Origin of the sequence: Streptomyces narbonensis, assembly GCF_014649015.1 — a bacterium.
Classification (GTDB): Bacteria; Actinomycetota; Actinomycetes; order Streptomycetales; family Streptomycetaceae; genus Streptomyces; species Streptomyces narbonensis.
The window spans coordinates 138,098-163,234 of the sequence record NZ_BMSF01000008.1; the positions used below are offsets into that span (position 1 = coordinate 138,098).

Sequence of the window (25,137 nt, forward strand, 5' to 3'; positions counted from 1 at the left end):
TGGACCGGGAGCGGGGTCCCGACGCGTGGACGGTGCTGGACCGGGAGCGGGTGCCGGCCGCAGGATCGTGGCATGACCACGTATCTCATCCTGCACGGCTTCCAGAACCACCGTCCGCCGGGTCACTGGCAGCACTGGCTCGCCGGCGAGCTGCGGGCGCGTGGGCACGAGGTGCGGTATCCGCAGCTGCCCGAGGCGGACGCGCCCGTCCTCGACGACTGGCTCGCCGCACTGGCGGAGCACGGGGAGCGGCCGGCCGACGGGGAGTTCGTGGTGCTCGCGCACAGCCTGTCGGTGCTGCTGTGGCTGCGGGCCGGGGCGCGGCGGCCGGACGCCGACCGGGTGCTGCTCGTCGCCCCGCCGTCGCCGCGGGTGACGGCGTCCATCCCGGAGATCGCCGCCTTCGCCGACGGACTCGACCTCGCGGAGGCGGGCGTGCGGGCACGGCTCGTGTACGGGGACGGGGACCCGTACTGCCCCGAGGGCGCGGACGTCCACTACGGCACCCCGCTCGGCCTCGACACGGACCACGTCCCGGACGGCAGGCACCTCAACCCCGAATCGGGGTACGGGGAATGGGCCTCGGTCCTGGAGTGGTGCGAGGACCCGGCGGTACGGGTCAAGGGCCGGTAGCGGAGCGCTCCCGGGGCCACCGCCCGTAGGCTCGGGCGGATGCACCCCGAGACCGCACCGTACGACCAGGGCCTGCTCGACGTGGGAGACGGCAACCTCATGCACTGGGAGGTCTCCGGCAACCCGGCGGGCCGGCCCGCGCTCGTCGTGCACGGCGGGCCCGGCTCCGGGTCCTCGCCGCACAACCGCCGCTACTTCGACCCGGAGGCGTACCGCCTGGTCCTCTTCGACCAGCGCGGCTGCGGGCGCTCCACCCCGCACGCGAGCGACCCGGCCGCCGACATGTCCGTGAACACCACCGCGCACCTGGTCGCCGACATGGAGCGGCTGCGCGAGCACCTGGGCATCGAGCAGTGGCTGCTGTACGGCGGCTCCTGGGGGGCCACGCTGATCCTGGCGTACGCGGAGGCGCACCCCGAGCGCGTCACGGAGATCGTCCTCGCGGCCGTCACGACCACCCGCCGCTCCGAGATCGCCTGGCTGTACGAGGGAGCCGGCCGCTTCTTCCCCGAGGCCCACGAGCGCTTCAGGGCCGGGGCAGGCGCGGCGGGGGACCCCACCGGGGCAGGAACGGCACCGGACCCCACCGGGGCGGGCCCGGCGAAGGCCCCCACCGGGGCAGGCCCGGCAACCGACCAGCCCCCGTCAGACCCGGCGGCCGACCCGGACCCGTCAGGCCCGGCCGCCGACACGCCCCCGTCAGGCCCGGCCGCCGACCCGGACCGGGCAGGTGGGGCGCAGGAGCTCGTGGCCGCCTATGCCGCGCTCCTGGAGCATCCCGACCGGGTCGTGCGGGAGAAGGCCGCGGCCGACTGGTGTGCCTGGGAGGACGCGGTCCTCTCGATGGAGGGCATGGGCACCCCGTACACCGACCGGGTCGACGACACCCGGCTCGGCTTCGTCCGGATCTGTTCGCACTACTTCGCCCACGGCGCCTGGCTGGCGGAGGGCGCCCTGCTCCGCGACGCGCACCGGCTCGCGGGCATCCCCGGCGTCCTGATCCACGGCCGGCTCGACATGGCGGGCCCGCTCACGACCGCCTGGGAGCTGTCCCGGGCCTGGCCGGACGCCGAGCTGCACGTGGTCGAGGACGCGGGGCACCTGGGCGGCCGGCGGACCGGGGAGCTGATCCTCGCAACCATGGACCGCTTCGCGAGGAGGGTCCCCCCTGCTCGGGCGAAGCCCTGAGCCCGGGAGGACGAGCCCACCGGGCGCCCGCCCGGGAGCGGCGGGATGATCGAAGCATGAGCTCCAAGGCAGCCCCCGAGATCCATCTCGCCCAGCAGCCCGAGGCCGACGCGCTGCTCGGGCGTTCGCCGCTCGCCGCGCTCGTCGGCATGCTCCTGGACCAGCAGGTTCCGATGGAATGGGCGTTCTCCGGCCCGTACACGATCGCCTCGCGGCTCGGGGCGGACGATCTGGACGCGCACGAGATCGCCTCCCGGGCCCCGGAGGAGTTCGCCGCGCTGCTCTCCGAGAAGCCGGCCGTGCACCGCTATCCGGGGTCGATGGCCCAGCGCGTCCAGCAGCTCTGCCACTTCCTCGTCGAGGAGTACGGGGGCGACGCCGAGGCCGTCTGGGCGGACGCGGCGACGGGCAAGGAGCTGCTCGCACGGCTCCAGGCGCTGCCCGGTTTCGGCAAGCAGAAGGCGCAGATCTTCCTGGCGCTGCTCGGCAAGCAGTACGGGGTGCGGCCCACGGGCTGGCGGGAGGCGGCGGGGCCGTACGGCGAGCAGGGCTCGTACCGCTCGGCCGCCGACATCACCGGGCCCGAGTCGCTCGCGAAGGTGCGCGCGCACAAGCAGGAGATGAAGGCTGCCGCGAAGGCCGAGAAGGCCACGAAGGGGAAGAACGGCGAGAAAGGTGAGAATGGCGAAAAGAGGGAGAAAGTCGCCAAGGCCGCCAAATCGTCCAGGAATTGATAATTCCAGATGTCAATCCTGCTCAAGGCGAGAGGAATTACGCAGAACCTGTTCACAGAACCCCCCCGAGATCGCTAACTTCCCCTCAACCTCGTCCGTACCGGGAAGGACTTCTGTGAACGCAACCCAGCGCCGTGCCGCAGCCATTCTGGCTGCCGCCGCCCTCGCCACCCCGCTGGTACTCGCCTCTCCCGCCACCGCCGGCCAGGACCCCGCGGCCGCGCCGGCCCGCGACGCCGCCAAGCTGGCGAAGAAGCTGGTCCGCGAGACCTCCGGCCAGGACGCCTACAAGCACCTGCAGAAGTTCCAGGCGATAGCCGACTCGGCCGGCGGCCACCGCGCGGCCGGCACGCTCGGGCACGACGCCTCCGCCGCGTACGTGTACACGCAGCTCAAGAAGGCCGGCTACGCCGTCACTTACCAGAAGTTCGAGTTCTGGTACACGCAGACGCTCGCCGAGAAGGCCTCCGTCGTCGCCCCCGCGCCCCGGACCCTCGACATCAAGGCGATGACGTACACCAAGTCCACCCCGGTCGGCGGCATCACCGCCGCCCTCGCGGCCGTCCCCGTCGACGCCGACGGCACCACCGGCTGCGAGCCGGGCGACTTCGCCTCCGGCACCTTCACCGGCAAGATCGCGCTGATCAAGCGCGGCGGCTGCTCCTTCGCGATCAAGCAGCAGAACGCCGCCGCGGCCGGTGCCTCCGCCGCCGCCATCTACAACAACGTCGCCGGCGCCCTCTCCGGCACCCTCGGCGACTCGGCCTCCGGCAAGATCCCCACCGGCGGTCTCACCCTGGCCGAGGGCGAGTCGCTCGTCGCCGACCTCGCCAAGGGCCCGGTCTCCCTCTCCCTGGAGATCCGCCAGCTGCAGGAGCTCCGCACCACCAACAACGTCATCGCGGAGACCAAGGGCGGCAACGCCGCCAACACCGTGATGCTCGGCTCGCACCTCGACTCCGTCACCGCCGGCCCCGGCATCAACGACAACGGCTCGGGCTCCGCCGGTCTCCTCCAGACCGCCCTGGAGCTCGCCCAGTCGAAGGACAAGGTCCGCAACAAGGTCCGCTTCGCCTGGTGGTCCGCGGAGGAGAACGGCCTCCTCGGCTCCGAGCACTACGTCGACACCCTCTCGGAGCTCTCCAAGAAGGAGATCAAGCTCTACCTCAACTTCGACATGATCGCCTCGCCGAACTACGGCCTGTTCGTGTACGACGGCGACAACTCGGACAACGTCGGCGAGGGCGCGGGCCCCGAGGGCTCCGCCCAGCTGGAGCGCGACATCACCGACTTCATGGACAAGCGCGGTCTCCCGCACGAGGGCACCGACTTCTCCGGCCGCTCCGACTACGGCCCGTTCATCGCGGTCGGCATCCCCTCCGGCGGCACCTTCACCGGCGCCGAGGGCATCAAGACCGCTGCCCAGGCAGCCAAGTTCGGCGGCGAGGCGGGTGTCGCGTACGACGTGAACTACCACGCCAAGGGCGACGACCTGAAGAACGTCAACATGAAGGCCTTCGACGCGAACGTCGACGTCATCGCCAACGCCGTGGGCACCTACGCCCACGACATCTCCTCCCTGCGCAAGCCGGTCGTCTCCGTCCCGACCACGGGCGGCGAGAGCAGCGGCGGCGGCCTGCACAACGACCACCACGAGGTCACCGAGTAACCGACGGGCAGCGGTACCGCTCACCTCTTACGGCGGGCGGTACCGAAGATCGAGCGGCTGATCTCCCGGCCCAGCTGGGTGCCGATCGACCGGGCCAGGGACGTGAAGATCCCACTGCCCACCACCTGTTCGGCGAGCGAGGGCTCCTCCTTCTGTCGGGGAGCCCTCGCTCCGCCTTGCGCCTGCGCCTTCGCGGCTTCCTTGGCGGCTTCCTTCGCGGTCTCCTTCGCCGCGGCCGCCTCCAGGGCCGCCGCCTCCGCCGCCAGCTGCTCGGCCGTCAGCTTCTCGTACGCCGACTCCCGGTCCACCGCCTCCGCGTACCGCCCGTACAGCGGCGAAGCCTTCACCGCCGCGTCCAGGGCAGCGGCGTCGACCGGGCCCATCAGCGACTCCGGCGCCCGCAGCCGGGTCGCCGCCACCGGCGTCGGGGCGCCCTTCTCGCTCAGTACGGTGATCACCGCCTCGCCCGTACCGAGCCCGGTGAGCACCTCCTCCAGGTCGTACGGCGATTTCGGGAAGGTCCGCACGGTCGCCTTGAGCGCCTTGGCGTCGTCCGGGGTGAAGGCCCGCAAGGCGTGCTGCACCCGGTTGCCGAGCTGGCCGAGCACGTCCGAGGGGACGTCCTTCGGGGTCTGCGTCACGAAGAAGACCCCGACGCCCTTCGAGCGGATCAGCCGGACCGTCTGCGTGACCGACTCCAGGAAGGCCTGCGACGCGCCGTTGAACAGCAGGTGCGCCTCGTCGAAGAAGAAGACCAGCTTCGGCTTCTCCAGGTCGCCGACCTCCGGAAGGTCCTCATAGAGGTCCGCGAGCATCCACATCAGGAAGGTCGAGAAGAGCTGCGGCTTGTCCTGCACGGCCGGCAGCTCCAGGACCGAGACGGTCCCCCGCCCGTCCGCCACCGTCCGCAGGAACTCGCTCGTGTCGAACTCCGGCTCCCCGAAGAAGCCCCCCGCGCCCTGCTGCTCGAAGGCCGTGATCGACCGCAGGATCACCCCGGCCGTGACCGTCGACAGCCCGCCGATCCCCTTCAGTTCGGCCTTCCCTACGTCCGAGACGAGGAAGGCCACCACCGCCCGCAGGTCCTTGAGGTCCACCAGTTCGAGCCCCTTGGAGTCGGCGTAGTGGAAGATCAGGCCGAGCGACTGCTCCTGCGTCCGGTTCAGCTGGAGCACCTTCGAGAGGAGTACGGGGCCGAAGCCGGTCACCGTCGAGCGCACCGGGATGCCCGGGCCGATGCCGCCGAGCCCGTAGAACTCGCAGGGGAAGCCCGTACCCCGCCATTCCTGGCCGACCTGGGCGGCCCGCTCCCGCACCCTCTCGCCGTCCTCCCCCGGGGCCGAGATCCCGGAGACATCGCCCTTGATGTCGGCGAGGAAGACCGGCACGCCGTGCGCCGAGAGCTGCTCCGCGATCAGCTGGAGGGTCTTCGTCTTGCCGGTGCCGGTGGCGCCGGCGACCAGACCGTGGCGGTTGAGCATCGGCAGCGGGATGCGGACCGGCGCGTCCGGGTGACAGACGCCGTCCCAGAGGAGCGCCCCCAGATCGAGTGCGGCTCCGTCGAAGGCGTACCCGGCGGCGATCTCGGCGGCGGGCCCCGCAAGGGGCGCGGGCGGCTGTGTGCTCGGCTCACTGGCGCTCATGACGACACCTTGATTTCACTTTTGTCACGGTTCGCACCAGCATCCCACCGGCCTCGCGTGGCTGCGCCGGGAGCCGCTCGCCCGGTAGGCTTTCCGTGTGATCTTCAAGCGCATCGGAAACGGAAAGCCGTATCCCGACCACGGCCGGGAAAGCACCCGGCAGTGGGCGGACGTCGCGCCGCGCCCGGTCCGCCTCGACCAGCTGGTCACCACCAAGGGCCAGCTGGACCTGGAGACGCTGCTCGCCGAGGACTCCACCTTCTACGGCGACCTCTTCGCGCACGTCGTGAAGTGGCGCGGCGATCTCTACCTCGAGGACGGACTGCACCGCGCCGTCCGCGCGGCACTGCAGCAGCGCCAGGTGCTGCACGCCCGCGTGCTGGAACTCGACTGACGTTCCACCGCCACTGACCCTTTCGGGGTCAGTTCGCCCCCATCCGGACGCGATCACATGATCATCAAGTAGGCATCGCCGACGGGCGGTATTACGCTGCGTTCATGAGCATGCTCACACCCCCCGGAATGGGCGGAAAGTACCGCATCACGGGGGATGTCTACCCGCGCATGCGCCGCCCCCACCGCCGGCGCAGGATCATCCTCGCGGCCGCGGCCTCCGTGGTCGTGCTCGGCGCGGCCGGCTGGGGCACTCTCCAGCTCGTCGACGTCTTCTCCGGCGACGAGGGCAAGAAGACGACCGCGGGCAAACAGGCCGACTGCAAACCCGCGCCCAAGGCGACGACGCCGCCCGTGGCGGCCCTTCCGAAGCCCGGCCAGATCACGGTCAACGTCTACAACGCGACTCCGCGCAGCGGACTCGCCAAAACGACCGCGGACGAGCTCAAGAAGCGCGGCTTCAAGGTCGGCAAGGTGGGGAACGCGCCCGTGGCCTTCGACAAGAAGGTCCCCGGCGCCGGACTGCTGCTCGGCGCGCCCACGGCCACCAAGGGCGCCTTCCCGGTCCTCGGCACCCAGCTGAAGGGCGCCACGACGAAGACGGACACCCGGGCCACGGCCGACGTGGACCTGATCATCGGGACCGCGTTCAAGACGCTGACCCCGAAAACAGCGGCGGACGCGGCCCTGGTCGCCCTGACCAAGCCCGCGCCCGTACCGACCGGGAAGTGCTGAGAGGTACCACCTGCTTCGCCGAGCCGGCTGCGTGAGCTACTCGGCGGAGCCGGTTGTGTGACTCGCTCGGCGGAGCCGGTTGCATGCCTATTCGGCGGAGCCGCCCGTGTGCCTATTCGGCGGAGCCGGTTGTGTGCCTATTCGGCGGAGCCGACCGTGTGCCTATTCGGCGGAGCCGTACATGCGGTCGCCCGCGTCGCCCAGGCCCGGCACGATGTAGCCGTTCTCGTTGAGCCGCTCGTCGACCGAGGCCGTCACGACGGTCACCGGCGTGCCCGCGAGCTCGCGCTCCATGATCTCGACGCCCTCCGGGGCGGCGAGGAGCACGACCGCGGTCACGTCGTCGGCGCCGCGCTTGATCAGCTCCTGGATCGCCGCGACCAGCGTGCCGCCGGTCGCCAGCATCGGGTCCAGGACGTACACCTGGCGGCCCGAGAGGTCCTCCGGCATCCGCGTGGCGTAGGTCGACGCCTCCAGCGTCTCCTCGTTGCGGATCATGCCCAGGAAGCCGACCTCGGCCGTCGGGAGCAGACGGACCATGCCGTCGAGCATGCCGAGCCCGGCGCGCAGGATCGGGACCACCAGCGGACGCGGGTACGAGAGCTTCACGCCGGTGGTGGGCGTGACGGGGGTCTCGATGTCGACCTGCTCGGTCCGGACGTCCCTGGTGGCCTCGTAGGCGAGCAGGGTGACCAGCTCGTCGGCGAGACGGCGGAAGGTCGCGGAGTCCGTGCGCTTGTCGCGCAGGGTGGTGAGCTTGTGGGCGACCAGAGGGTGGTCGACGACGTGGAGACGCATGACCCAACAGTAGCCCGCCGAGCACTGGCGTCGACCCACGCCGCTGGGGGAAGGTGGGGGCACAGGGACCCAGCGATGGGGTGGTGTGGCAGATGCCCGACCTGGAAGGACCGGCCGAGGAAGCCGCCGAGGGGGCAGCCGACCGGCCGGCACCGGAGACCGACGCGGAGCGCCGCAGGCGCCGCGCCCAGTTCCTTCGCGAGCTGAACGAGGCCAAGGCGCTGCGCGAGCGCGTGCAGCCGCGGCGCGCCCGGGCCGCGCGGATGCGTCAGGCCATGCGCATGCGGACGTTCCGCTGGTGAGACCGCCGGGCACGGCCCGCCGTGCGCCCCCTGTGTGCGCCGGGGTCGCACGCCCGCCCGATGGCGGTGCCCTTCAGACTGATGCACGACGCAAGAGCCGAAGACCTCTCCTGAGCGCCCTGTTTCTGTCACGATGCCGATTGGGCGGGGCATCAGGAGCGCACCGCCGGAACGTCACACCTCTGATCAGTGGGAGAGAGTCAGGTGTACTTCGCCGCACTGCTCGCGCGCACCGAAGACGGGTGGGAAGCGAGCGACACGGAGCTCGACGACGTGGAGACCCTGTCGGATCTGGCCGAGCTCGCCCGTGAGGCCTCGGACGACGACACGGTGATCGTCTACATCGAGCAGGAGGACGCGTGGTTCGGGATCGTCCGGATCGAGGGTGAGGAAGACCCTCGGATCTACGTCTCGGACGGCGCCGCCGCCGCCCGTTCCTCGTACGGGGAGATCCTCACCCGGGAGATCCTCGGTGACGACCTCGACGCCGAGCTCGACGAGCTGGAGTCGCTGGACCTGGACGGCACGGAGGACGGGGAACCCCTCTCCGACGATGCCGACAATGACGACGAGCCGGGCGGAGTCGCGGCCGAGCTCGTGCCGTCCGCGCCCGTGGGCGACGTGCTGGTCCTCGCGGACCTCGGACTCTCGGAGCGCGAGCTCCGGGCGCTCGACAGCGACGCGCTGGCGGTGATCGCGGACGCGCTGGGCGCCGCGGAGGTCCTGGAGGCCGTCCGCTAGTGCCGCACGCCGCCGTACCCGACCCCGCGGTCGGCCCCCTGCCCGAACCCGACCCTGTGCGGGACCTCGCGCCCGGCCCCGTGCGGGGCCGTGTGCCGGAACCCGTACAGAACCCTGGGCCCGGCCCTGTGCCGGATCCCGTACGGAACCCCGTGCCCGACCCCGTACAGAACCCCGTGCCCGGCCCCGTACAGAACCCCGTGCCCGGCCCCGTACGGGACCTCGCGTCCGACCCCGTGCGGGATCCCTGGCGGGACGCCATGCGGCTCGCTCTCGCCGAGGCCGACGCGGCCGCGCCCGCCGGTGACGTGCCGGTCGGCGCGGTCGTGCTCGGCCCGGACGGCGCGGTCCTCGCCCGCGCGCACAACGAGCGGGAGGCGGTCGGGGACCCGACCGCCCACGCCGAGGTCCTCGCCCTGCGGCGGGCGGCCGCGGCGACCGGGGAGTGGCGCCTGACGGGCTGCACGCTCGTCGTCACCCTGGAGCCGTGCGTGATGTGCGCGGGCGCCCTCGTCCAGTCGCGCGTCGAGCGGGTGGTGTTCGGCGCGCTCGACGAGAAGGCGGGCGCGGCGGGCTCGCTCTGGGACCTCGTACGGGACCGGCGGCTCAACCACCGCCCCGAGGTGATCCACGGCGTGCTCGGCGAGGAGTGCGCGGAGCAGCTCACGGCCTTCTTCCGCACCCGCTGACACCCCCGCTGACCTCGTCGGGGATACGGATTTCATCGCAGCGCCAACTTCGGCTAAGCTCTCTCTCGGTAGCGTGTCCGAGCGGCCGAAGGAGCTCGCCTCGAAAGCGAGTGTGGGGAAACTCACCGAGGGTTCAAATCCCTCCGCTACCGCTTCGATCGAAGGGCCTGGTGCATCAGCACCGGGCCCTTCGGCGTATCTCCGTCGGGCGCTTGTGAGCGCGTACGGGAAAGGCCCCGGTCCGCGCTCGTGGCGTGGGCCGGGGCCTTCTCCGTAGGACGGGGGGAGCGGCATCGGGGGGACAAGCCGCTCCCCCCGATGAGAACCGGTCCTACAAGTCCTGCGCCGCAGTCAGGGGGAAGCTCGCGGCGCGGACCCCGCAGTGCGGGCCGGTTCCGACGAGCCCTTCGGATTCCTGCCAGATCCGCCGGGCTCGACATCCATCCTGCTCGCCCGTCACTCTTCCGGGGGGCGGCAAAAGGCCTCGATCTCCGGGTCCTTGGTCCATAAAGGCTCGGTTAGAGTGGCGCGGTCGTACGGCGGGGGACAGGGGAGGGCTGAGCAGTGGTGCAAGCGAAGAAGGTCGCGCTGTACGCGATCGTGGTCTTTGTGCTGTACACGATCGTCACGTCCCCCTCCAGAGCGGCCGATCTCGTCCAGGTAGGGTTCGAGGGCATTTCCAGCGCCGCCCAGGGTGTCGGCGAGTTCATGACCGAACTCATCAACTAGGAGCCCTTCGTGATCCGCCATCTGGTCCTCTTCAAGCTCAACGAGGGAGTCGAGCGCGACGAGCCGCGCGTCGTCGCCGGCGTCGAGGCCTTCCGCGCGCTCGGTGAGCAGATCCCGGAGCTGAGGTTCTGGGAGTGCGACTGGAACATCACCGACCGGCCGATCGCCTACGACTTCGCGATCAACTCCGCCGTCGAGGACAAGGACGCCCTCCAGCGCTACCTGGAGCACCCCGCCCACCAGGCGGGTGTCGCCCAGTGGCGCGAGTTCGCCACCTGGGTGATCGCGGACTACGCGTTCTAGCCACACCTCTTTCGAGGCCCCTCCGTCGAGGCCCCCCGCCGTTGTGGCGGGGGGCTTCGCGGGTTTCTGGCCTCCCCTTTTTGCTCCAACATGCCCTCAACACGTGGCTATACGGTGCTTGCACACAGTGGACATGTCTTGTGATGCTATGACCGCTTTTGACGGATGAGTTGACCGTTGTTGACCCAGTCGACCAGCAACACCAGCCAAAGGGGTGGCGTGAACGTGCCGGCCAGTACAGCGCCTCAGGTCCCGCCCCAGCACGAGGCAGGCGGGGCGGAGACCCCGCGCCCCCGCCCCCAGAGCACCCGCGGCGCCGACACCCGCGCCCTCACGCAGGTGCTCTTCGGGCAGCTCAAGCACCTGGAACCGGGCACTGCCGAGCACCACCGGGTGCGCGGGGCCCTCATCGAGGCCAACCTGCCGCTCGTGCGGTACGCGGCGGCCCGCTTCCGCTCCCGCAACGAGCCGATGGAGGACGTCGTCCAGGTCGGCACCATCGGCCTGATCAACGCCATCGACCGCTTCGACCCCGACCGGGGCGTGCAGTTCCCGACCTTCGCCATGCCGACCGTCGTCGGCGAGATCAAGCGGTACTTCCGCGACAACGTCCGGACCGTGCACGTGCCGCGCAGGCTGCACGAGCTGTGGGTCCAGGTGAACGGCGCCACGGAGGACCTCACGACCGCCCACGGCCGCTCCCCCACGACCGCGGAGATCGCCGAGCGGCTGCGCATCGGCGAGGACGAGGTGCTCGCCTGCATCGAGGCCGGACGGTCGTACCACGCGACCTCTCTGGAGGCGGCGCAGGAGGGCGACGGGCTGCCCGGACTGCTCGACCGGCTCGGCTACGAGGACCCCGCGCTCGCCGGCGTGGAGCACCGGGACCTCGTCCGGCACCTGCTCGTCCAACTGCCCGAGCGCGAGCAGCGGATCCTGATGCTGCGCTACTACAGCAACCTGACCCAGTCTCAGATCAGTCAGGAGCTCGGCGTCTCGCAGATGCATGTGTCAAGGCTCCTCGCCCGGAGCTTCGCACGATTGAGATCCGCAAACAGAATCGAGGCGTAACCGAAACGGGTAGACCGGTTCGAAACGATTCTGCAGCGCCCCAAATGCCGTACACCCCTTGTTTCCTGCGGAAATGCACCGTCTGCTTGTCGACAAGTCACTACAGCGTGTTGCCGACATGTGACATTCTGCTGGAACCGAGTTTGCCGCAGCCCCGCCGCCGGTATTCAGGTGGAGGCTGCGTTCCTCAGATGGTCGCGGCCACCGCGACCGTCCGCGACCTCAAGGGGGTGGCATGTCCACAGAACTGGGCAGCTCGAAGGTGCTCACGCTCACGCCCGTTCCCGTGCCCACGCAGACGACGGCTCCGACCGCGGCCGAAAGCTCCGCGGGGAGCTCCGCGGCGATCGTCGCGGAGGCGGAGAACGTCACGGAGAGCGCCGTCGGCACCGTGGCGACCACGGCTCCGCCGCTGCCCGCCACCTCCGGCGCCCTCGACACGCGCACCCTCTCGCGCTCCCTGTTCCTGCGGCTGCGCGCCCTCGACACCGAAGGCGCCGCCTCCGACAGCCCGGAGCGGACGTACGTCCGCGACACCCTCATCGAGCTCAACCTCCCCCTCGTGCGCTACGCGGCGGCCCGCTTCCGCTCCCGCAACGAGCCGATGGAGGACATCGTCCAGGTCGGCACCATCGGCCTGATCAAGGCGATCGACCGCTTCGACTGCGAACGGGGCGTGGAGTTCCCGACGTTCGCCATGCCGACGGTCGTCGGCGAGATCAAGCGCTTCTTCCGCGACACCTCGTGGTCGGTGCGCGTGCCGCGCCGGCTCCAGGAGCTGCGGCTCGCCCTCACCAAGGCCAGCGACGAGCTCGCGCAGAAGCTCGACCGCTCCCCCACCGTGCCCGAACTCGCCGCCGTGCTCGGGGTGTCGGAGGAGGACGTCGTCGACGGCCTCGCCGTCGGAAACGCCTACACGGCCTCGTCCCTCGACTCCCCCTCGCCCGAGGACGACGGTGGCGAGGGCTCGCTCGCCGACCGCCTGGGCTACGAGGACACCGCCCTCGAAGGCGTCGAGTACCGCGAGTCCCTCAAGCCGCTGCTCGCCAAACTGCCGCCCAGGGAGCGGCAGATCATCATGCTGCGCTTCTTCGCCAACATGACCCAGTCGCAGATCGGCGAGGAGGTCGGCATCTCCCAGATGCACGTCTCGCGACTGCTCACCCGCACCCTCGCCCAGCTGCGCGAGGGGCTCATCTCCGACTGACTCCCTTCTCCGGCGCCGGACTTCCGTAAAAGCCAGCCGTGCTGACGATCCGTCAGCCAGACTGGACCCATGAGGCGAAGGAAGCCCGGACCGGCGTCACGACCGGGACTCGTGGCGGTGGCGCTCTGCCTCGGTGGAGCGCTGACCGCCTGCGGTGGCGGAGGAGACGGCGAGGGGTACGCGGCGGTCGGCGCCGGCCCCTCCCCGAAGGGCGCGGTCACCCCATCGGGCGCGGTCACCCTCGTCCCCCTGGACGACCCCTCGGCGAGCGGGACGACCTCCAGCACCTCGTCACCGGCTCCGACGCCGTCACCATCGGGTATGGGTACAGGTACGGGCATCTCCCCCGCGCCTCCGCTCTCCGACGTCCCGGGCGACCCCGGCGACCCGGGCGACCCGGGCTCTTCCGCTGCGGGATCTTCCGGGTCTTCCGGGTCTTCCGGTACGAGGCCGGGTAGGGATCCGGCGACCTCCGGACCCGGCGCCACCGGCCCCCGCCCCGGTTCCTCCACCTCCACCTCCACCTCCACCTCCACCTCCACCTCCGGTACGGCTCCGGGCTCCGGCGACGGCGCTCCGCCCCGTACCCCCACCACCGCACCCCGGCCCGCGCCCGGCACCGGCGGCCCCGGACCGTCGACCGCGCCGCCCTCGACACCGGGCCCGACGCCCTCCCCCACGCCCCCCTCGACGAGTCCCGCGCCCGCCGTGCTGACCGTCTCGACGCCCGTCCTCGCCGACGGCGACCGACGCTGGTGCGAGCGCGTGACGGTCACCTTCCGCAACACCGGCGGTACGGCGGCCCGTTCGGGCACGGTCACCTTCGCGACGCACATCATCGGCGCCCTCGGTGTCGACTGGGCGACGATCACCTCCAGCCAGCCCCTGCCCGCGCCGATCGCCGCGGCGACGTCACGGACGCAGACGTACACGGTGTGCGTGGACTCCTGGCGGGTGCCGCTGGGCATGCGGGTCGACACCCGGAAGGTCACCGTCAGCTGGCAGTGACCGGGAGGCTCACCCCGGCCGGGCTCTCCGCCCGACGCGGCTCGCCCCCGCCTGGACCGCGCCCCCTGGACACGAAAGTGGGCCGGGTCCGTCTGTCACGGACCCGACCCACCCGGAGTGTGCGGAGAGTGCGGGCGGTCAGCCCAGGGCCAGCCAGGCGACGGCCGCCAGGACGGCGATCACCGCGACGACGCCGACGATCAGGCCGACGCGCGGCCCGGCCGACGCGGGGGCCGCGGTCTGCGGCTGGCGCTGCTGCGGAGACTCGTCGACGAAGGCGCGGAACATCTGCGTGCTGCCGGCGGGGTCGTAGGCGCCCTCGGGGGCCTGCGCCTGGGGGGCGTGACCCTGCGGGGCGTAACCCTGGGGGCTCTGGGGGTCGTAGCCCTGAGGACCCTGGCCCTGGGAGCCGTAGCCCTGCGGTGCCTGGCCCTGGGAGCCGTGGCCCTGGGGACCCTGCCCCTGGGGGCCGTAACCCTGAGGGCCCTGGCCCTGGGAGCCGTAACCCTGAGGGCCCTGGCCCTGGCCGTACGGTGCTTGGGGGTTGTGTGCCATGAGCCAGGACCCTAGCGAAGTCCGGGTGGGCGGCCCAAGCCCGCGGCCCTCCCCCTCCGCCCCGACCGCCCTTTGCCGATTCTTTAGCGCCGTTTGACCGATTTAGTTTGCCTGAAGCAACCATCCATCTCTATCGTTGCCCTAAGCAACAACATCCATGGAGTGTCCGATGGGTCCGATGGACAGAGACAGGCGCTACGAGAACCTCGCCCGCCAGGTGAGCGCGATCGGAGCGGTGAAGCGTGGACTCGCGCGTACCCTGCCCGCCGAATGCCCCGGCGGGTCCGCCGTCGTCCTCGCCCTGCTCCACCACCACGGGGACATGCGGATCGGCCGCGTGTCCGAGCTGATGGCCGTCGACATGTCGGTCAGCAGCCGCCACGTGGCCCACACCGTCGACCGCGGCTGGGTCGAGCGACTGCCCGACCCCGCCGACAAACGCTCCCGCATCCTGCACCTGACCACCGCGGGCGAGTCCATGCTCGCCGTCCTCGACCGACGGCTGACGGACATGCTCGCCCGCACCCTCGCCGAGTGGTCCGACGACGACGTCGAACTGCTCACCGACCTGCTCGCCCGCCTCCGCGACTCCTTCGGGGACTGCCGGGCCCACCACGCTTGAGAACGCCCACCACGCTCGAGAACGAAGGAAGTTGATGGCAACCACCACACCTGCCACCGGTGTGCGCGGCGAGAGTGCCCAACCGGGGGACACCACCGCCACCGGCGCCCCGATGACGCACCGGCAGATCATGGAGGCGCTCTCCGGCCTGCTGCTCGGCATGTTCGTCGCCATCCTGTCCTCGACGATCGTCTCCAACGCCCTCCCGCAGATCATCACCGACCTGGGCGGCGGCCAGTCGGCCTACACCTGGGTGGTCACGGCGGCCCTCCTGGCGATGACCGCGACGACCCCGCTCTGGGGCAAGCTGGCCGACCTCTTCTCCAAGAAGCTGCTCGTCCAGATAGCCCTGGTCATCTACGTCGCGGGCTCGGTCGTCGCCGGCCTCTCGCAGAGCACCGGCATGCTCATCGCCTGCCGTGTCGTCCAGGGCATCGGCGTCGGCGGTCTCACCGCCCTCTCCCAGATCATCCTGGCCGCGATGATCGCCCCGCGTGAGCGCGGCCGCTACAGCGGCTACCTCGGCGCGACCTTCGCCGTCGCCACCGTCGGCGGCCCGCTGCTCGGCGGCGTCATCACCGACACCGACTGGCTCGGTTGGCGCTGGTGCTTCTACGTGGGCGTGCCGTTCGCGATCATCGCGCTGATCGTCCTGCAGAAGACCCTGAACCTCCCGGTCGTGAAGCGCCAGGTCAAGGTCGACTGGGCGGGCGCCTTCTTCATCAGCGCCGCCGTCTCCCTCCTCCTCGTCTGGGTCACCTTCGCGGGCGACAAGTACGACTGGATGTCCTGGCAGACCGCCGTCATGGTGCTCGGTTCGCTCGCGCTCGGCGGGATCTTCGTGCTCGTCGAGTCGCGGGCGAGCGAGCCGATCATCCCGCTCCGCCTCTTCCGGAACCGCACGATCACCCTGGCCTCGCTCGCCTCGCTCTTCGTGGGCGTCGCCATGTTCGCCGGCACGGTCTTCTTCAGCCAGTACTTCCAGCTCGCGAGGAACGAGTCGCCGACGATGTCCGGCGTCCTCACCATCCCGATGATCGCGGGCCTGTTCGTCTCCTCCACCGTCTCCGGCCTGATCATCACCAAGACCGGAAAGTGGAAGGCGTGGCTGGTCAGCGGTGGCGCCCTGGCCGCCGGCGGGCTCGGGATGCTCGGCACGATCCGCTACGACACGACGTACTGGCACATCGCGATCTTCATGGCGGTCCTCGGCCTCGGCCTCGGCATGATGATGCAGAACCTCGTGCTCTGCACCCAGAACCAGGTGGACCCCGCCGACCTCGGCGCCGCCTCCTCCGTCGTCACCTTCTTCCGCTCCCTCGGCGGTGCGGTCGGCGTCTCGGCGCTGGGCGCTGTCATGGCCCACCGGGTCACGGACTACGTCAAGGAGGGCATGGCCGAGCTCGGCCCGAAGGCTGCGGCCGCCATGGGACAGAGCGGCTCGGGCGGCGGGATCCCGGACATGGACAAGCTGCCGGGCCCGATCCGTACGGTCATGGAGAGCGCGTACGGACACGGTGTCGGCGACGTCTTCCTCTACTCGGCGCCGTTCGCGCTGCTCGCCTTCGTGGTGACCCTGTTCATCAAGGAGGTCGCCCTGAAGAGCAGCTCGGTGAAGGCCGACGCGGAGGCCTAGGGGGTGTCGTCACATTCCCGTCGTCGCCCGAAGGGCGGCCCCGCGGATGGGAATGTGACGACACCCCCCCTAGAGAAGCTCCCGGCCTCGCTTCGAGCGGAGGCGCGGCCGGGTCGGGTACGGAGCGGCGGGCAGGGGACGGCCCGCCGCTCCGTCATTTCTCCGCGTCGCGCGCCGCCTCGGCCTCGCGCGCCACCATGACCTCGATGCCGGCGACGAGGACGTCCAGGGCGTAGGCGAAGTCGCGGTCCCAGACGGCGGTGACACTGCCGTGCGTGGCCCGCTCGTCGAGGATCTCCTTCATGCCCTCGGCCTGCTTCTCGAACTCCGGGTCGTCGCGGAAGGCCTTGACCGCCTCCACGTAGAACTCGTCCTGCGACATGCCGGCCTCGGCCGCGCGTCGGCTGAACTGCGACTCGATCGTCCCGTAGCCGTACACGAACTGGAAGACGGCCGACATCGCGCTCGGCTGACGGTCGAGCGAGAGACCGGTGTCCCGAATCGCCTCGTGGATCTTCCGCCCGAAGGCGATCGCGTTCGGGCCGATGTTCAGGTACTGGCCCACGGTCGGCGACATCCACCCGTGGCGTACCAGCATCCCCCGGTACTCCAGGGCAAGCACGCGGATCCGCTCCTGCCAGTCGCCGGCAGCGTCGACGGCCGCCAGGTCGACCTCGCCGTAGACGCTGTCCATGGCGAACTCGATGATGTCGTCCTTGGTGTCCACGTACCAGTAGAGGGACATGGCGGTGACGCCGAGCTCGGTCGCGAGCTTGCGCATCGACAGCTTGGCGAGGCCCTCCTCGTCGAGCATCCGGATCGAGGTGGAGACGATCCGGTCCCGGTCGAGCCCGGCCGGGCCGCCCCCGCTGCGGGCGGCCCTCTTCTCCAGCCAGACGCTGGAACGCGCCGGATCCTTGGCCCGATCGGCTGCCTTGACCATCGCGTTCCTCCGTCTGTCAGCGGTCCGTCACCATGCTAGGCAGCGATCGTCTGCTCGGCGGCCAGGGCCTTCTCGGTCCGCTCGGTCCGCTCGGCCCGCCGGAGCAGGGCCGCGGCGAGCAGTCCGCCGGCGAACACGGCGATCGCGCCGACCAGCTGGCTGGTCTGGAGGCCGGAGGCGAAGGCGTCCGAGATCTCCTGGCGCTCGGCCTCGCTGCCCGCGGCGGCGAGGGCGGCCGGAAGCGAGGTCGCGGTGACGGCGACCAGGGCGGCGAAGCGGGCGTTGAGCACGGCTCCGAGGACGGCGACTCCGAGACCGTTGCCGAACTCGGCCAGGGTGCCGTTCACACCGGCGCCGACACCCGCCTTCTCCGGCGGGATCGAGCTCATGATCGCGTTGGCCATGGCGGGGTTGGAGACGGCGAGGCCGGTGCCCATCAGGACCAGACCGAGGAGCATGCCCCAGTAGGTGCCCTCGGTGCCGCCGCCGATCAGCGCGATCGAGCCGAGTCCGGCCGCCACCAGGGTCATGCCGACGGCCACCGTGACCGGGGTGCCGAGCTTCATCACGATCCGCGGGCCGACACCGGTGAGGTTGAGCGCCACGACGGTCAGCGCGAGCGGCGCCATGCGGAGGCCGGCTTCGAGCGGCTCGTAGCCGAGGACGAACTGCAGGTGCTGGGTGAGCAGGAAGAGCGAGCCGCCCATGCCGAACATGACCAGGATCGCGCCGGCGACCGCGCCCACGAACTTCTGGTTGCGGAAGAAGTGCATGTCCAGCATCGGGTACGGAGTCCGCAGCTCCCACAGGGCGAAGGCGGCCAGGACGACGACGCCGATCGCGGCCGGAACCAGCACCTCGGCGGAGGTCCAGCCGTGCTCCGGGCCGGTGATGATCGCGTACACGGCGGCGGTCATGCCGACGGTGGAGAGCAGCGCGCCGAGCAGGTCGGGGCGGTCGCCCTGCGGGTTCTTCGACTCCGGTACGAGCTTGAGGACGGCGACGAAGCCGACGAGCGCCACCGGGATGTTGATGAGGAAGATCATTCCCCACCAGAAGTGCTCGATGATGACGCCGCCGATCAGCGGTCCCGCGGCGAAGCCGAGCGAGCCGACGGTGGCCCAGAGCGCGATGGCCTTGACCCGCTCGGAGTCGTCGAAGATCTGCATGACGACGGCGAGGGTGGTGGTCATGAGGAGCGCGCCGCCGATGCCCATGCCCGCGCGGGCAGCGATGAGCTGGGCGGTGGAGTCGGCGAGGCCGGCGGCGAGCGAGCCGAGGCCGAAGAGCGCGAGGCCGGCGGCGAGGAGCTTCTTGCGGCCGTAGCGGTCGGCGGCGTTGCCCGCGCTGAGCAGCAGGCCGGACTGGACGAGCGAGTACGCGTTGATCATCCACTGGATGTCGGTGGTGGTCGCGTCGAGCTCGGAGGTCAGCGAGGGGATCGCGACGCTGAGCACGGTGTTGTCGAGCAGCACGGTGAGCTGGGCCAGGCAGATGACGCCGAGGATCAGCCAGCGCTGAGGGTGGCCGCCGGTGGGGGCGGTCGGTTCGGACGCGGTGGTCGTCGCCGTCATGGGCAGGACTCCTTGTACGGTGTACGGGACTGTTCTCGTACACCGTACAAGGATCCTTGTACGGCGTATAGCGATTACTGCGACTCGGTCGGGTCTCGGGTCGTCAGGTCGGTCGTCAGGTCGTCAGGTCGTAGAAGGTGGCGCCGCCGATCGTGACCTTCTCGAAGGTCTCCGAGACCCAGGTGGAGATCTCCGAGTTGCCGCCGCCCGGGCCGCCGCCCATGCGACCGCCGCCCTCGCCCGACGAGGACTCCTGGCCTCCGATGAAGTAGTGGATCTTCCCCTCGGCGACGTACTGCTTGAACTGGTCGAGGGTCGGGGACGGGTCGCTGCCGTTGAAGCCGCCGATCGCCATCACGGGCTCCTCGGTCGCGAGTTGGTAGCTGGCGGCGTTCTGGGCGCCGACGGTTGCGGCGACCCAGGTGTAGCCGCCGGCGTCCGCGAGGAGCGCGGCCTTCGCCTCCGCACCGACGCTGGCGCCGTTGAGGAGACCGCCCATGCCGCCACCGCCGGGGCCGCCACCAGGGCCGCCTTCGCCGCGGGTCGTGCCCTGGGGCGTTCCTTGCGGCATTCCTTGCGGCATTCCCTGGGGCATTCCCTGGGGCATGCCCTGGGGCGGGGTGCCGGCGCCGGTACCGCCGGGCATCTGACCGCCCTGGCCGCCGCCTTGACCGCCGGGCATCTGGCCCTGGCCCTGGGCTTGGTTCTGACCCTGGCCCTGGGCGCCCGGTGGCAGCGCCCCCATCTCGAACATCCGGCCACCGCCGGGGCCGCCCGGGCCGCCGCCCCGTCCGCCCATCGCGCCGCCCGACGGGCCCGCCGTCACGATCGAGCCCTGGTGCCCCGAGCCCAGCGTCTCCAGGGTGTACGCGAACGGTCCCGCGAGTCCCGCGACCAGGCCGAGGCCCGCCACCGCGAGACCGAGCCGCCGATCGGTCCGCCCCGCGAACAGCAGCCCGAGCGCGGCCACCGCGCCCGCCACCAGGACCGCCCAGCGCAGCCACGGCAGCCAGTCCGGCGTCCGGCCCAGGAGCGTCCAGCCCCACCAGGCCGTCACCACCACCGTCACCGCGAGGGCCGCCGAGGCGAACCACCGCGTGCGCTCCTCCCAGAGCACCGCCGCACCCATGCCGACGAGCGCCGCGAGGTACGGGGCCAGGGCCACCGTGTAGTACTCGTGGAAGATGCCGGCCATGAAGCTGAAGACGGCGAGCGTGATCAGCAGCGAACCGCCCCACGCCAGGAACGCCGAGCGGGCCGTGTCCGTCCGGGGCGCCCGCCAGGTGACGACGAGCCCCGCGACGAGCAGGACCAGTGCGGCCGGGAGCAGCCAGGAGATCTGACCGCCGACCGCGTCGTTGAACATCCGGCCGATGCCGGTCTCGCCCCAGCCGCCGCCCTGACCGCCGCGGCCTCCGCCTCCGCCTCCGCCGACGCTGCCGGTCTCGTTGCCGTTGATCCGGCCGAGGCCGTTGTAGCCGAAGGTCAGCTCCAGGAAGCTGTTGGTCTGCGAGCCCCCGACGTACGGGCGGGAGGCCGCCGGCCACAGCTCGACCAGGGCCACCCACCAGCCCGCGGACACGATCATCGCGAGCCCGCCGAGGGCGATCCGGCCGAGCCGCTTCCCGAACCCGCCGGGCGCGCAGGCCACGTACACGAGCGCGAGCGGCGGCAGGATCAGGAAGGCCTGGAGGGTCTTCGCGAGGAACGCGAAGCCGAGGGCGACTCCCGCCCACACCAGCCACTTCGCCGCGCCCTCGTCCTGCTCCAGGGCGCGCAGCACGCAGTACACCGCGACCGTCATGAGCAGCGCGAGCAGCGCGTCCGGGTTGTTGAAGCGGAACATCAGCGCGGCGACGGGCGTCAGTGCGAGGACCGCGCCCGCGATCAGGCCGGCGCCCGCGCCGAACCGGCGCCGGACGGCCGCGTAGAGCACGGCGACCGTGGCCACGCCCATCAGCACCTCGGGCACGAGGATCTGCCAGGAGCCGAGCCCGAAGAGGCGGACGGAGAGTGCCATCGGCCAGAGGGCGGCCGGGGGCTTGTCCACGGTGATGGCGTTGGCCGCGTCGAGGGAGCCGAAGAAGAAGGCCTTCCAGCTCTCGCCGCCCGCCTGGACGGCGGCGGAGTAGAAGGAGTTGGCGTAGCCGGAGGCGCTCAGGTTCCAGAGGTAGAGCGCGGTGGTCACGGCGAGCAGGCCGAGGAAGGCGGGCCGGACCCAGGGGGCGTCCTCGGGACGCCCGCGCCGGAGCCGGGTGAGCCGGCCGGTGCGGGGCGCCGCGTGGACGGCGGTCGACAGGGTGGTCATCGTTCGTTCCTTGCTGAGGCGCGGTCCGGGAAGACCCAGAGCCGGAAGAGGAGGAAGCGCAGGACGGTCGCGGCGAGGTTGGCGACGATCAGGACGGCGAGCTCCGTGGAGTGCGCCGGATCACCGGTCGCCGCGCCCAGGGCGGCGAGCGAACCGCTCGTCAGGGCCAGGCCGATGGCGAAGACCACGAGCCCCTGCGCCTGGTGGCGGACGGCCCGGTCCCGGCCCCGTACGCCGAAGGTGAGGCGTCGGTTCGCCGCCGTGTTGGCGACGGCCGAGACGAGCAGGGCGGCGGCGTTGGCGAACTGCGGGCCGAGGCCGAGCCGGAAGGCCGAGTACAGGGCGAGGTAGAAGAGCGTGGACAGGACGCCGACCACGCAGAAGCCGACCAGCTGGCGCGCGAGCCCGCCGGGCACCCCGCTGAGCTCGCGGTCCCGGGGGTCGTCGCCGAAGGGCCGGGCGAGCCGGTCGAGCGGCAGCGAACCGGTCGCGAGCGCCCGGCCGACCCGCAGGACACCCTTCAGGTCGTCGGTCGCCGTCCTCACGATGTGCACGGTCGAGTCGGGGTCGTCGACCCAGTCGACCGGCACCTCGTGGATGCGGAGCCCGGCCCGCTCGGCGAGGACCAGCATCTCGGTGTCGAAGAACCAGCCGGTGTCCTCGACCATGGGGAGCAGCCGCTCGGCGACGTCCCGCCGTATCGCCTTGAAGCCGCACTGGGCGTCGGAGAAGCGGGCGGCGAGCGAGCCGCGCAGGATCAGGTTGTACGCCCGCGAGATGAACTCCCGCTTCGGCCCGCGCACCACCCGCGAGGAGCGGGCGAGACGGGAGCCGATCGCCAGGTCCGAGTGGCCCGAGATGAGCGGTGCGACGAGGGGGAGCAGCGCGTTCAGGTCGGTCGACAGGTCGACGTCCATGTAGGCGAGGACGGGTGCCTCCGAGCCCGACCAGACCGTGCGCAGCGCCCGCCCGCGGCCCTTCTGCTCCAGCCGTACGGAGCGCACCTCGGGCACCTCGGCGGCGAGGGCCGCGGCGACGGCGGGCGTCGTGTCGGTGGAGGCGTTGTCGGCGACCGTGATGCGGAAGCCGTACGGGAAGGTCCGGAGAAGGTGTTCGTGGAGCCGGCGGACGCACGGCTCCAGGTCCTTCTCCTCGTTGTAGACGGGAATCACGACGTCCAGGACGGGCCTTCCGGCGACGCTCACCGGCAGGTGCTCCCGGGCGGGAAGGGCGCCGGGAGTCCGGGACGCGGGGCCCTCGATCGTTGGGGTTCGCATGCCGACGACACTCGCCGGTGCCGCTGTCACGGCTGTGTGATGAGCCTGTGCCCTGCCTGTGAGTGGGCCGCGTGCGGCAGCCGGACGGTGAAGACGGTCCGGCCGGAGGCGCTCTCGACGATCACGTCGCCGCCGTGCGCGACCACGACGGCCCGGACGATGGCGAGCCCGAGGCCGGTGGATCCGGCGTTCCGGGAACGGGAGGCGTCGCCGCGCGCGAACCGCTCGAAGACGGCGGGCAGGAGCTCGGCCGGGATGCCGGGCCCGTCGTCCTCGACGTCGACGACGACCGTGTCGGACTCTGTCCGGACCCTGGCGGTGACCTTGGTCCCGGGCGGGGTGTGGGTACGGGCGTTGGCGAGGAGGTTGACGAGCACCTGCTGGAGCCGGGCGCCGTCGGCCCGTACGGTCACGGCCTCGGCAACCGCGGGCAGTTCGAGGCGCCAGTGATGCTCCGGCCCCGCGGCGCGGGCATCGCTCACGGCGTCCACGACGAGCGGGACGACGTCGGTGCTCTCGTACGAGAGCGGGCGTCCGGCGTCGAGCCGCGCGAGGAGCAGGAGGTCCTCCACGAGACCCGTCATCCGGGTCGCCTCGGATTCGATCCGGCCGAGCGCGTGCCGGGTGTCGGGCCCGCACTCCTCCCGGCCACGCCGGGTCAGCTCCGCGTATCCCCGGATCGAGGCGAGCGGGGTGCGCAGCTCGTGGCTGGCGTCGGCGACGAACTGCCGGACGCGGGTCTCGCTCTGCTGGCGGGCGTCGAGGGCCGAGTGGACATGGTCGAGCATCCGGTTGATGGCCGCGCCGACCTGGCCGACCTCGGTCCGTGGATCGGCCTCCGTCTCCGGGACGCGCTGATGGAGCGCCACCTCGCCACTGTGCAGCGGGAGCTGGGCGACCTGCCCGGCAGTGGCGGCGACCCGCCGCAGCGGCCGCAGCGCCACCCGGACCAGCACGGCCCCGGCGATCGAGGCCGCGACGAGCCCGGCGCCGGTGACGCTCAGCTCGACGAGGACGAGCGTGGAGAGCGCGTCCTCGACCTCGGTGAGCGGGAGGCCGATGAGGAACGTGCCCCGGCCGCCCTCCGCGTAGACGACCCGGTAGGAGCCGAGGCCGCCGGGCAGGTCGACGGTGTGCGGCTCGCTGTCGCGGGGGACGGCGGCCAGGACGGCCCGCTGGGCCGCGTCGAGGTCCTGGGACTCCGGCCCTTCGAGACCGCCGTCCTCGGTCCTCTCCTCCGCCGAGTACTTGGCCGAGACGATCTCCCCGCCCACCAGCTCCGCGCCGAGCGTGCCGACCGGGGTGCCACCGCGCAGGACGAACGCCAGCTGGTCATTCCCCGGGACGGGGTCGGGTCCGAGGGGCATGTCGGCCGGCGGCCCGGCGGCCCGCTTGGACACGTCCCTCACCTGCTCGTCGGCCTGGTCGTACAGGTACGAGCGGAAGGCGATCGTCGTCACCGTCCCGATCACCGCCGCGACGACCGCGATCAGCGCGACCGCCGAGACGACCAGCCGGGTGCGCAGCGACCACGGCCGCCGGCCTCGCCCGTGCACGGGGGCTACTCCCCCGGCTTGATGAGGTACCCGGCCCCGCGCCGGGTGTGGATCATCGGGGCACGGCCCGCGTCGATCTTCCGGCGCAGATAGGAGATGTAGAGCTCGACGACGTTGGCCTGTCCGCCGAAGTCGTACGACCAGACGCGGTCGAGGATCTGCGCTTTGCTGAGCACCCGACGGGGGTTGCGCATGAGGTAGCGCAGCAGCTCGAACTCGGTCGCGGTGAGGTGGATCGAGTCCCCGCCCCGGGTGACCTCATGGCTGTCCTCGTCGAGGGTCAGGTCCCCGACGACGAGCAGCGACTCGCTGCGCGCCTGCGCCGCGCCGGACCGGCGGATCAGGCCGCGCAGCCGGGCGACGACCTCCTCCAGGCTGAACGGCTTGGTGACGTAGTCGTCGCCGCCGGCGGTGAGACCGGCGATCCGGTCTTCGACGGCGTCCTTCGCGGTCAGGAAGAGGACCGGCACGTCCGGCAGCTCGCGCCGGATCGAGCCCAGCAGGCTGAGCCCGTCGGCGTCGGGGAGCATCACGTCGAGGATCACGGCGTCGGGCCGGAACTCGCGTACGGAGCGCAGGGCCGTGGCGCCGTCGCCGGCGCTCCGCACCTGCCAGCCCTCATAGCGGAGGGCCATGGAGAGGAGCTCGGCGAGCGAGGCCTCGTCGTCGACGACGAGGACGCGGACGGCGGTGCCGTCGGCACGGAGCATGTCGGCGCGGGTGCCGGGGCGGCGTGTGGTGACGGTCATGCGCCCACGCTCGCCGCCGCCGCTGAGAGCCCTCTTTCCCTTACCTGTGAATTCCCTGAGAAAGCTCCTCGAAG

23 protein-coding genes, 1 tRNA gene and 2 pseudogenes are annotated in these 25,137 nt (G+C 71.5%); 17 read left to right on the forward strand and 9 right to left on the reverse strand.

From position 1 onward, the window contains the following. The first annotated feature begins 72 nt into the window (after positions 1 to 72). The 4 genes from IE124_RS17160 to IE124_RS17180 all read left to right on the forward strand — a co-directional run bounded on the left by IE124_RS17160 (position 73) and on the right by IE124_RS17180 (position 4,224). Positions 73 to 633, forward strand: a complete 561-nt coding sequence (locus IE124_RS17160) for an RBBP9/YdeN family alpha/beta hydrolase (protein ID WP_189508645.1) — start codon at positions 73 to 75, stop codon at positions 631 to 633. A 39-nt stretch (positions 634 to 672) separates the two neighbouring features. Further along, on the forward strand, positions 673 to 1,821 hold the full coding sequence (locus IE124_RS34935; RefSeq protein ID WP_229832521.1) for an alpha/beta fold hydrolase: 1,149 nt from the start codon (positions 673 to 675) through the stop codon (positions 1,819 to 1,821). Positions 1,822 to 1,877: 56 nt separating this feature from the next. Beyond that, positions 1,878 to 2,555 (forward strand): HhH-GPD-type base excision DNA repair protein, encoded by a 678-nt coding sequence (locus IE124_RS17175; protein WP_229832522.1) that lies wholly within the window; start codon positions 1,878 to 1,880, stop codon positions 2,553 to 2,555. Between the two features lie 115 nt (positions 2,556 to 2,670). Continuing rightward, on the forward strand, positions 2,671 to 4,224 hold the full coding sequence (locus IE124_RS17180) for a M28 family metallopeptidase (RefSeq protein WP_189508646.1): 1,554 nt from the start codon (positions 2,671 to 2,673) through the stop codon (positions 4,222 to 4,224). A 20-nt stretch (positions 4,225 to 4,244) separates the two neighbouring features. On the opposite strand, the gene IE124_RS17185 is transcribed toward IE124_RS17180, so the two are convergent. Then, entirely contained in the window at positions 4,245 to 5,867 is a 1,623-nt protein-coding gene (locus IE124_RS17185; protein WP_189508647.1) for a helicase HerA-like domain-containing protein, read from the reverse strand. 97 nt (positions 5,868 to 5,964) lie between these two features. On the opposite strand from IE124_RS17185, the gene IE124_RS17190 reads away from it, so the two are divergent. Together IE124_RS17190 and IE124_RS17195 are read left to right on the forward strand one after the other, a co-directional pair. Further along, a complete protein-coding gene (locus tag IE124_RS17190; protein WP_055642348.1) occupies positions 5,965 to 6,261 on the forward strand; it encodes a type II toxin-antitoxin system VapB family antitoxin in 297 nt (98 codons plus the stop codon). 104 nt (positions 6,262 to 6,365) lie between these two features. Beyond that, positions 6,366 to 6,995: a LytR C-terminal domain-containing protein gene (locus IE124_RS17195; protein ID WP_189508648.1), complete on the forward strand. Its 630-nt coding sequence runs from the start codon at positions 6,366 to 6,368 to the stop codon at positions 6,993 to 6,995. A 162-nt stretch (positions 6,996 to 7,157) separates the two neighbouring features. Here IE124_RS17195 and upp read toward each other — a convergent pair whose 3' ends face one another. Continuing rightward, on the reverse strand, positions 7,158 to 7,793 hold the full coding sequence (gene upp / locus IE124_RS17200) for a uracil phosphoribosyltransferase (RefSeq protein WP_150268034.1): 636 nt from the start codon (positions 7,791 to 7,793) through the stop codon (positions 7,158 to 7,160). A gap of 92 nt (positions 7,794 to 7,885) precedes the next feature. On the opposite strand from upp, the gene IE124_RS17205 reads away from it, so the two are divergent. The 9 genes from IE124_RS17205 (at position 7,886) to IE124_RS17245 (ending at position 13,843) form a co-directional block, all read left to right on the forward strand. Then, positions 7,886 to 8,095 carry a hypothetical protein gene (locus tag IE124_RS17205; RefSeq protein WP_189508649.1) on the forward strand — a complete coding sequence of 70 codons (210 nt, stop codon included), beginning with the start codon at positions 7,886 to 7,888 and terminating at the stop codon, positions 8,093 to 8,095. Positions 8,096 to 8,299: 204 nt separating this feature from the next. After that, positions 8,300 to 8,836, forward strand: coding sequence for a tRNA adenosine deaminase-associated protein (locus IE124_RS17210; RefSeq protein WP_189508821.1), 537 nt, complete (start codon positions 8,300 to 8,302; stop codon positions 8,834 to 8,836). Between the two features lie 260 nt (positions 8,837 to 9,096). Next, on the forward strand, positions 9,097 to 9,525 hold the full coding sequence (gene tadA, locus IE124_RS17215) for a tRNA adenosine(34) deaminase TadA (RefSeq protein WP_229832546.1): 429 nt from the start codon (positions 9,097 to 9,099) through the stop codon (positions 9,523 to 9,525). Between the two features lie 67 nt (positions 9,526 to 9,592). Continuing rightward, positions 9,593 to 9,677 (forward strand) — tRNA-Ser (locus IE124_RS17220). A gap of 415 nt (positions 9,678 to 10,092) precedes the next feature. Further along, a complete protein-coding gene (locus IE124_RS17225) occupies positions 10,093 to 10,254 on the forward strand; it encodes a hypothetical protein (protein WP_189508842.1) in 162 nt (53 codons plus the stop codon). Positions 10,255 to 10,263: 9 nt separating this feature from the next. Further along, positions 10,264 to 10,557, forward strand: a complete 294-nt coding sequence (locus IE124_RS17230; RefSeq protein ID WP_055642352.1) for a Dabb family protein — start codon at positions 10,264 to 10,266, stop codon at positions 10,555 to 10,557. 225 nt (positions 10,558 to 10,782) lie between these two features. Next, a complete protein-coding gene (locus tag IE124_RS17235) occupies positions 10,783 to 11,628 on the forward strand; it encodes an RNA polymerase sigma factor SigF (RefSeq protein WP_189508650.1) in 846 nt (281 codons plus the stop codon). Between the two features lie 235 nt (positions 11,629 to 11,863). Beyond that, positions 11,864 to 12,835, forward strand: coding sequence for an RNA polymerase sigma factor SigF (locus IE124_RS17240; RefSeq protein WP_189508651.1), 972 nt, complete (start codon positions 11,864 to 11,866; stop codon positions 12,833 to 12,835). Positions 12,836 to 12,904: 69 nt separating this feature from the next. Next, complete coding sequence (locus tag IE124_RS17245) at positions 12,905 to 13,843, forward strand: hypothetical protein (RefSeq protein WP_229832523.1); 939 nt, start codon at positions 12,905 to 12,907, stop codon at positions 13,841 to 13,843. A gap of 138 nt (positions 13,844 to 13,981) precedes the next feature. On the opposite strand, the pseudogene IE124_RS35535 reads toward IE124_RS17245, so the two are convergent. Continuing rightward, positions 13,982 to 14,188 (reverse strand): annotated as a pseudogene (locus IE124_RS35535) (hypothetical protein); the annotation flags it as partial. Between the two features lie 388 nt (positions 14,189 to 14,576). Between IE124_RS35535 and IE124_RS17255 the strand changes: the two are divergent. Then, a complete protein-coding gene (locus IE124_RS17255) occupies positions 14,577 to 15,020 on the forward strand; it encodes a MarR family winged helix-turn-helix transcriptional regulator (RefSeq protein WP_189508652.1) in 444 nt (147 codons plus the stop codon). Positions 15,021 to 15,132: 112 nt separating this feature from the next. Beyond that, positions 15,133 to 16,647, forward strand: a pseudogene (locus IE124_RS17260) (MDR family MFS transporter); the annotation flags it as partial. 163 nt (positions 16,648 to 16,810) lie between these two features. Here IE124_RS17260 and IE124_RS17265 read toward each other — a convergent pair. From IE124_RS17265 to IE124_RS17290, 6 genes are all read right to left on the reverse strand, one after another. Further along, positions 16,811 to 17,599, reverse strand: coding sequence for a TetR/AcrR family transcriptional regulator (locus tag IE124_RS17265; RefSeq protein WP_189508654.1), 789 nt, complete (start codon positions 17,597 to 17,599; stop codon positions 16,811 to 16,813). A 35-nt stretch (positions 17,600 to 17,634) separates the two neighbouring features. Then, positions 17,635 to 19,173, reverse strand: coding sequence for a DHA2 family efflux MFS transporter permease subunit (locus IE124_RS17270; protein ID WP_189508655.1), 1,539 nt, complete (start codon positions 19,171 to 19,173; stop codon positions 17,635 to 17,637). A gap of 115 nt (positions 19,174 to 19,288) precedes the next feature. Then, positions 19,289 to 21,481 carry an ArnT family glycosyltransferase gene (locus IE124_RS17275; protein ID WP_189508656.1) on the reverse strand — a complete coding sequence of 731 codons (2,193 nt, stop codon included), beginning with the start codon at positions 21,479 to 21,481 and terminating at the stop codon, positions 19,289 to 19,291. Continuing rightward, on the reverse strand, positions 21,478 to 22,758 hold the full coding sequence (locus IE124_RS17280) for a bifunctional glycosyltransferase family 2/GtrA family protein (RefSeq protein ID WP_229832524.1): 1,281 nt from the start codon (positions 22,756 to 22,758) through the stop codon (positions 21,478 to 21,480). Before IE124_RS17280 ends, IE124_RS17275 begins: the two co-directional genes overlap by 4 nt. A 26-nt stretch (positions 22,759 to 22,784) precedes the next feature. Continuing rightward, complete coding sequence (locus IE124_RS17285) at positions 22,785 to 24,314, reverse strand: sensor histidine kinase (protein ID WP_189508658.1); 1,530 nt, start codon at positions 24,312 to 24,314, stop codon at positions 22,785 to 22,787. 5 nt (positions 24,315 to 24,319) lie between these two features. Further along, a complete protein-coding gene (locus IE124_RS17290; protein ID WP_306432405.1) occupies positions 24,320 to 25,063 on the reverse strand; it encodes a response regulator transcription factor in 744 nt (247 codons plus the stop codon). Between the last annotated feature and the right edge of the window lie 74 nt (positions 25,064 to 25,137).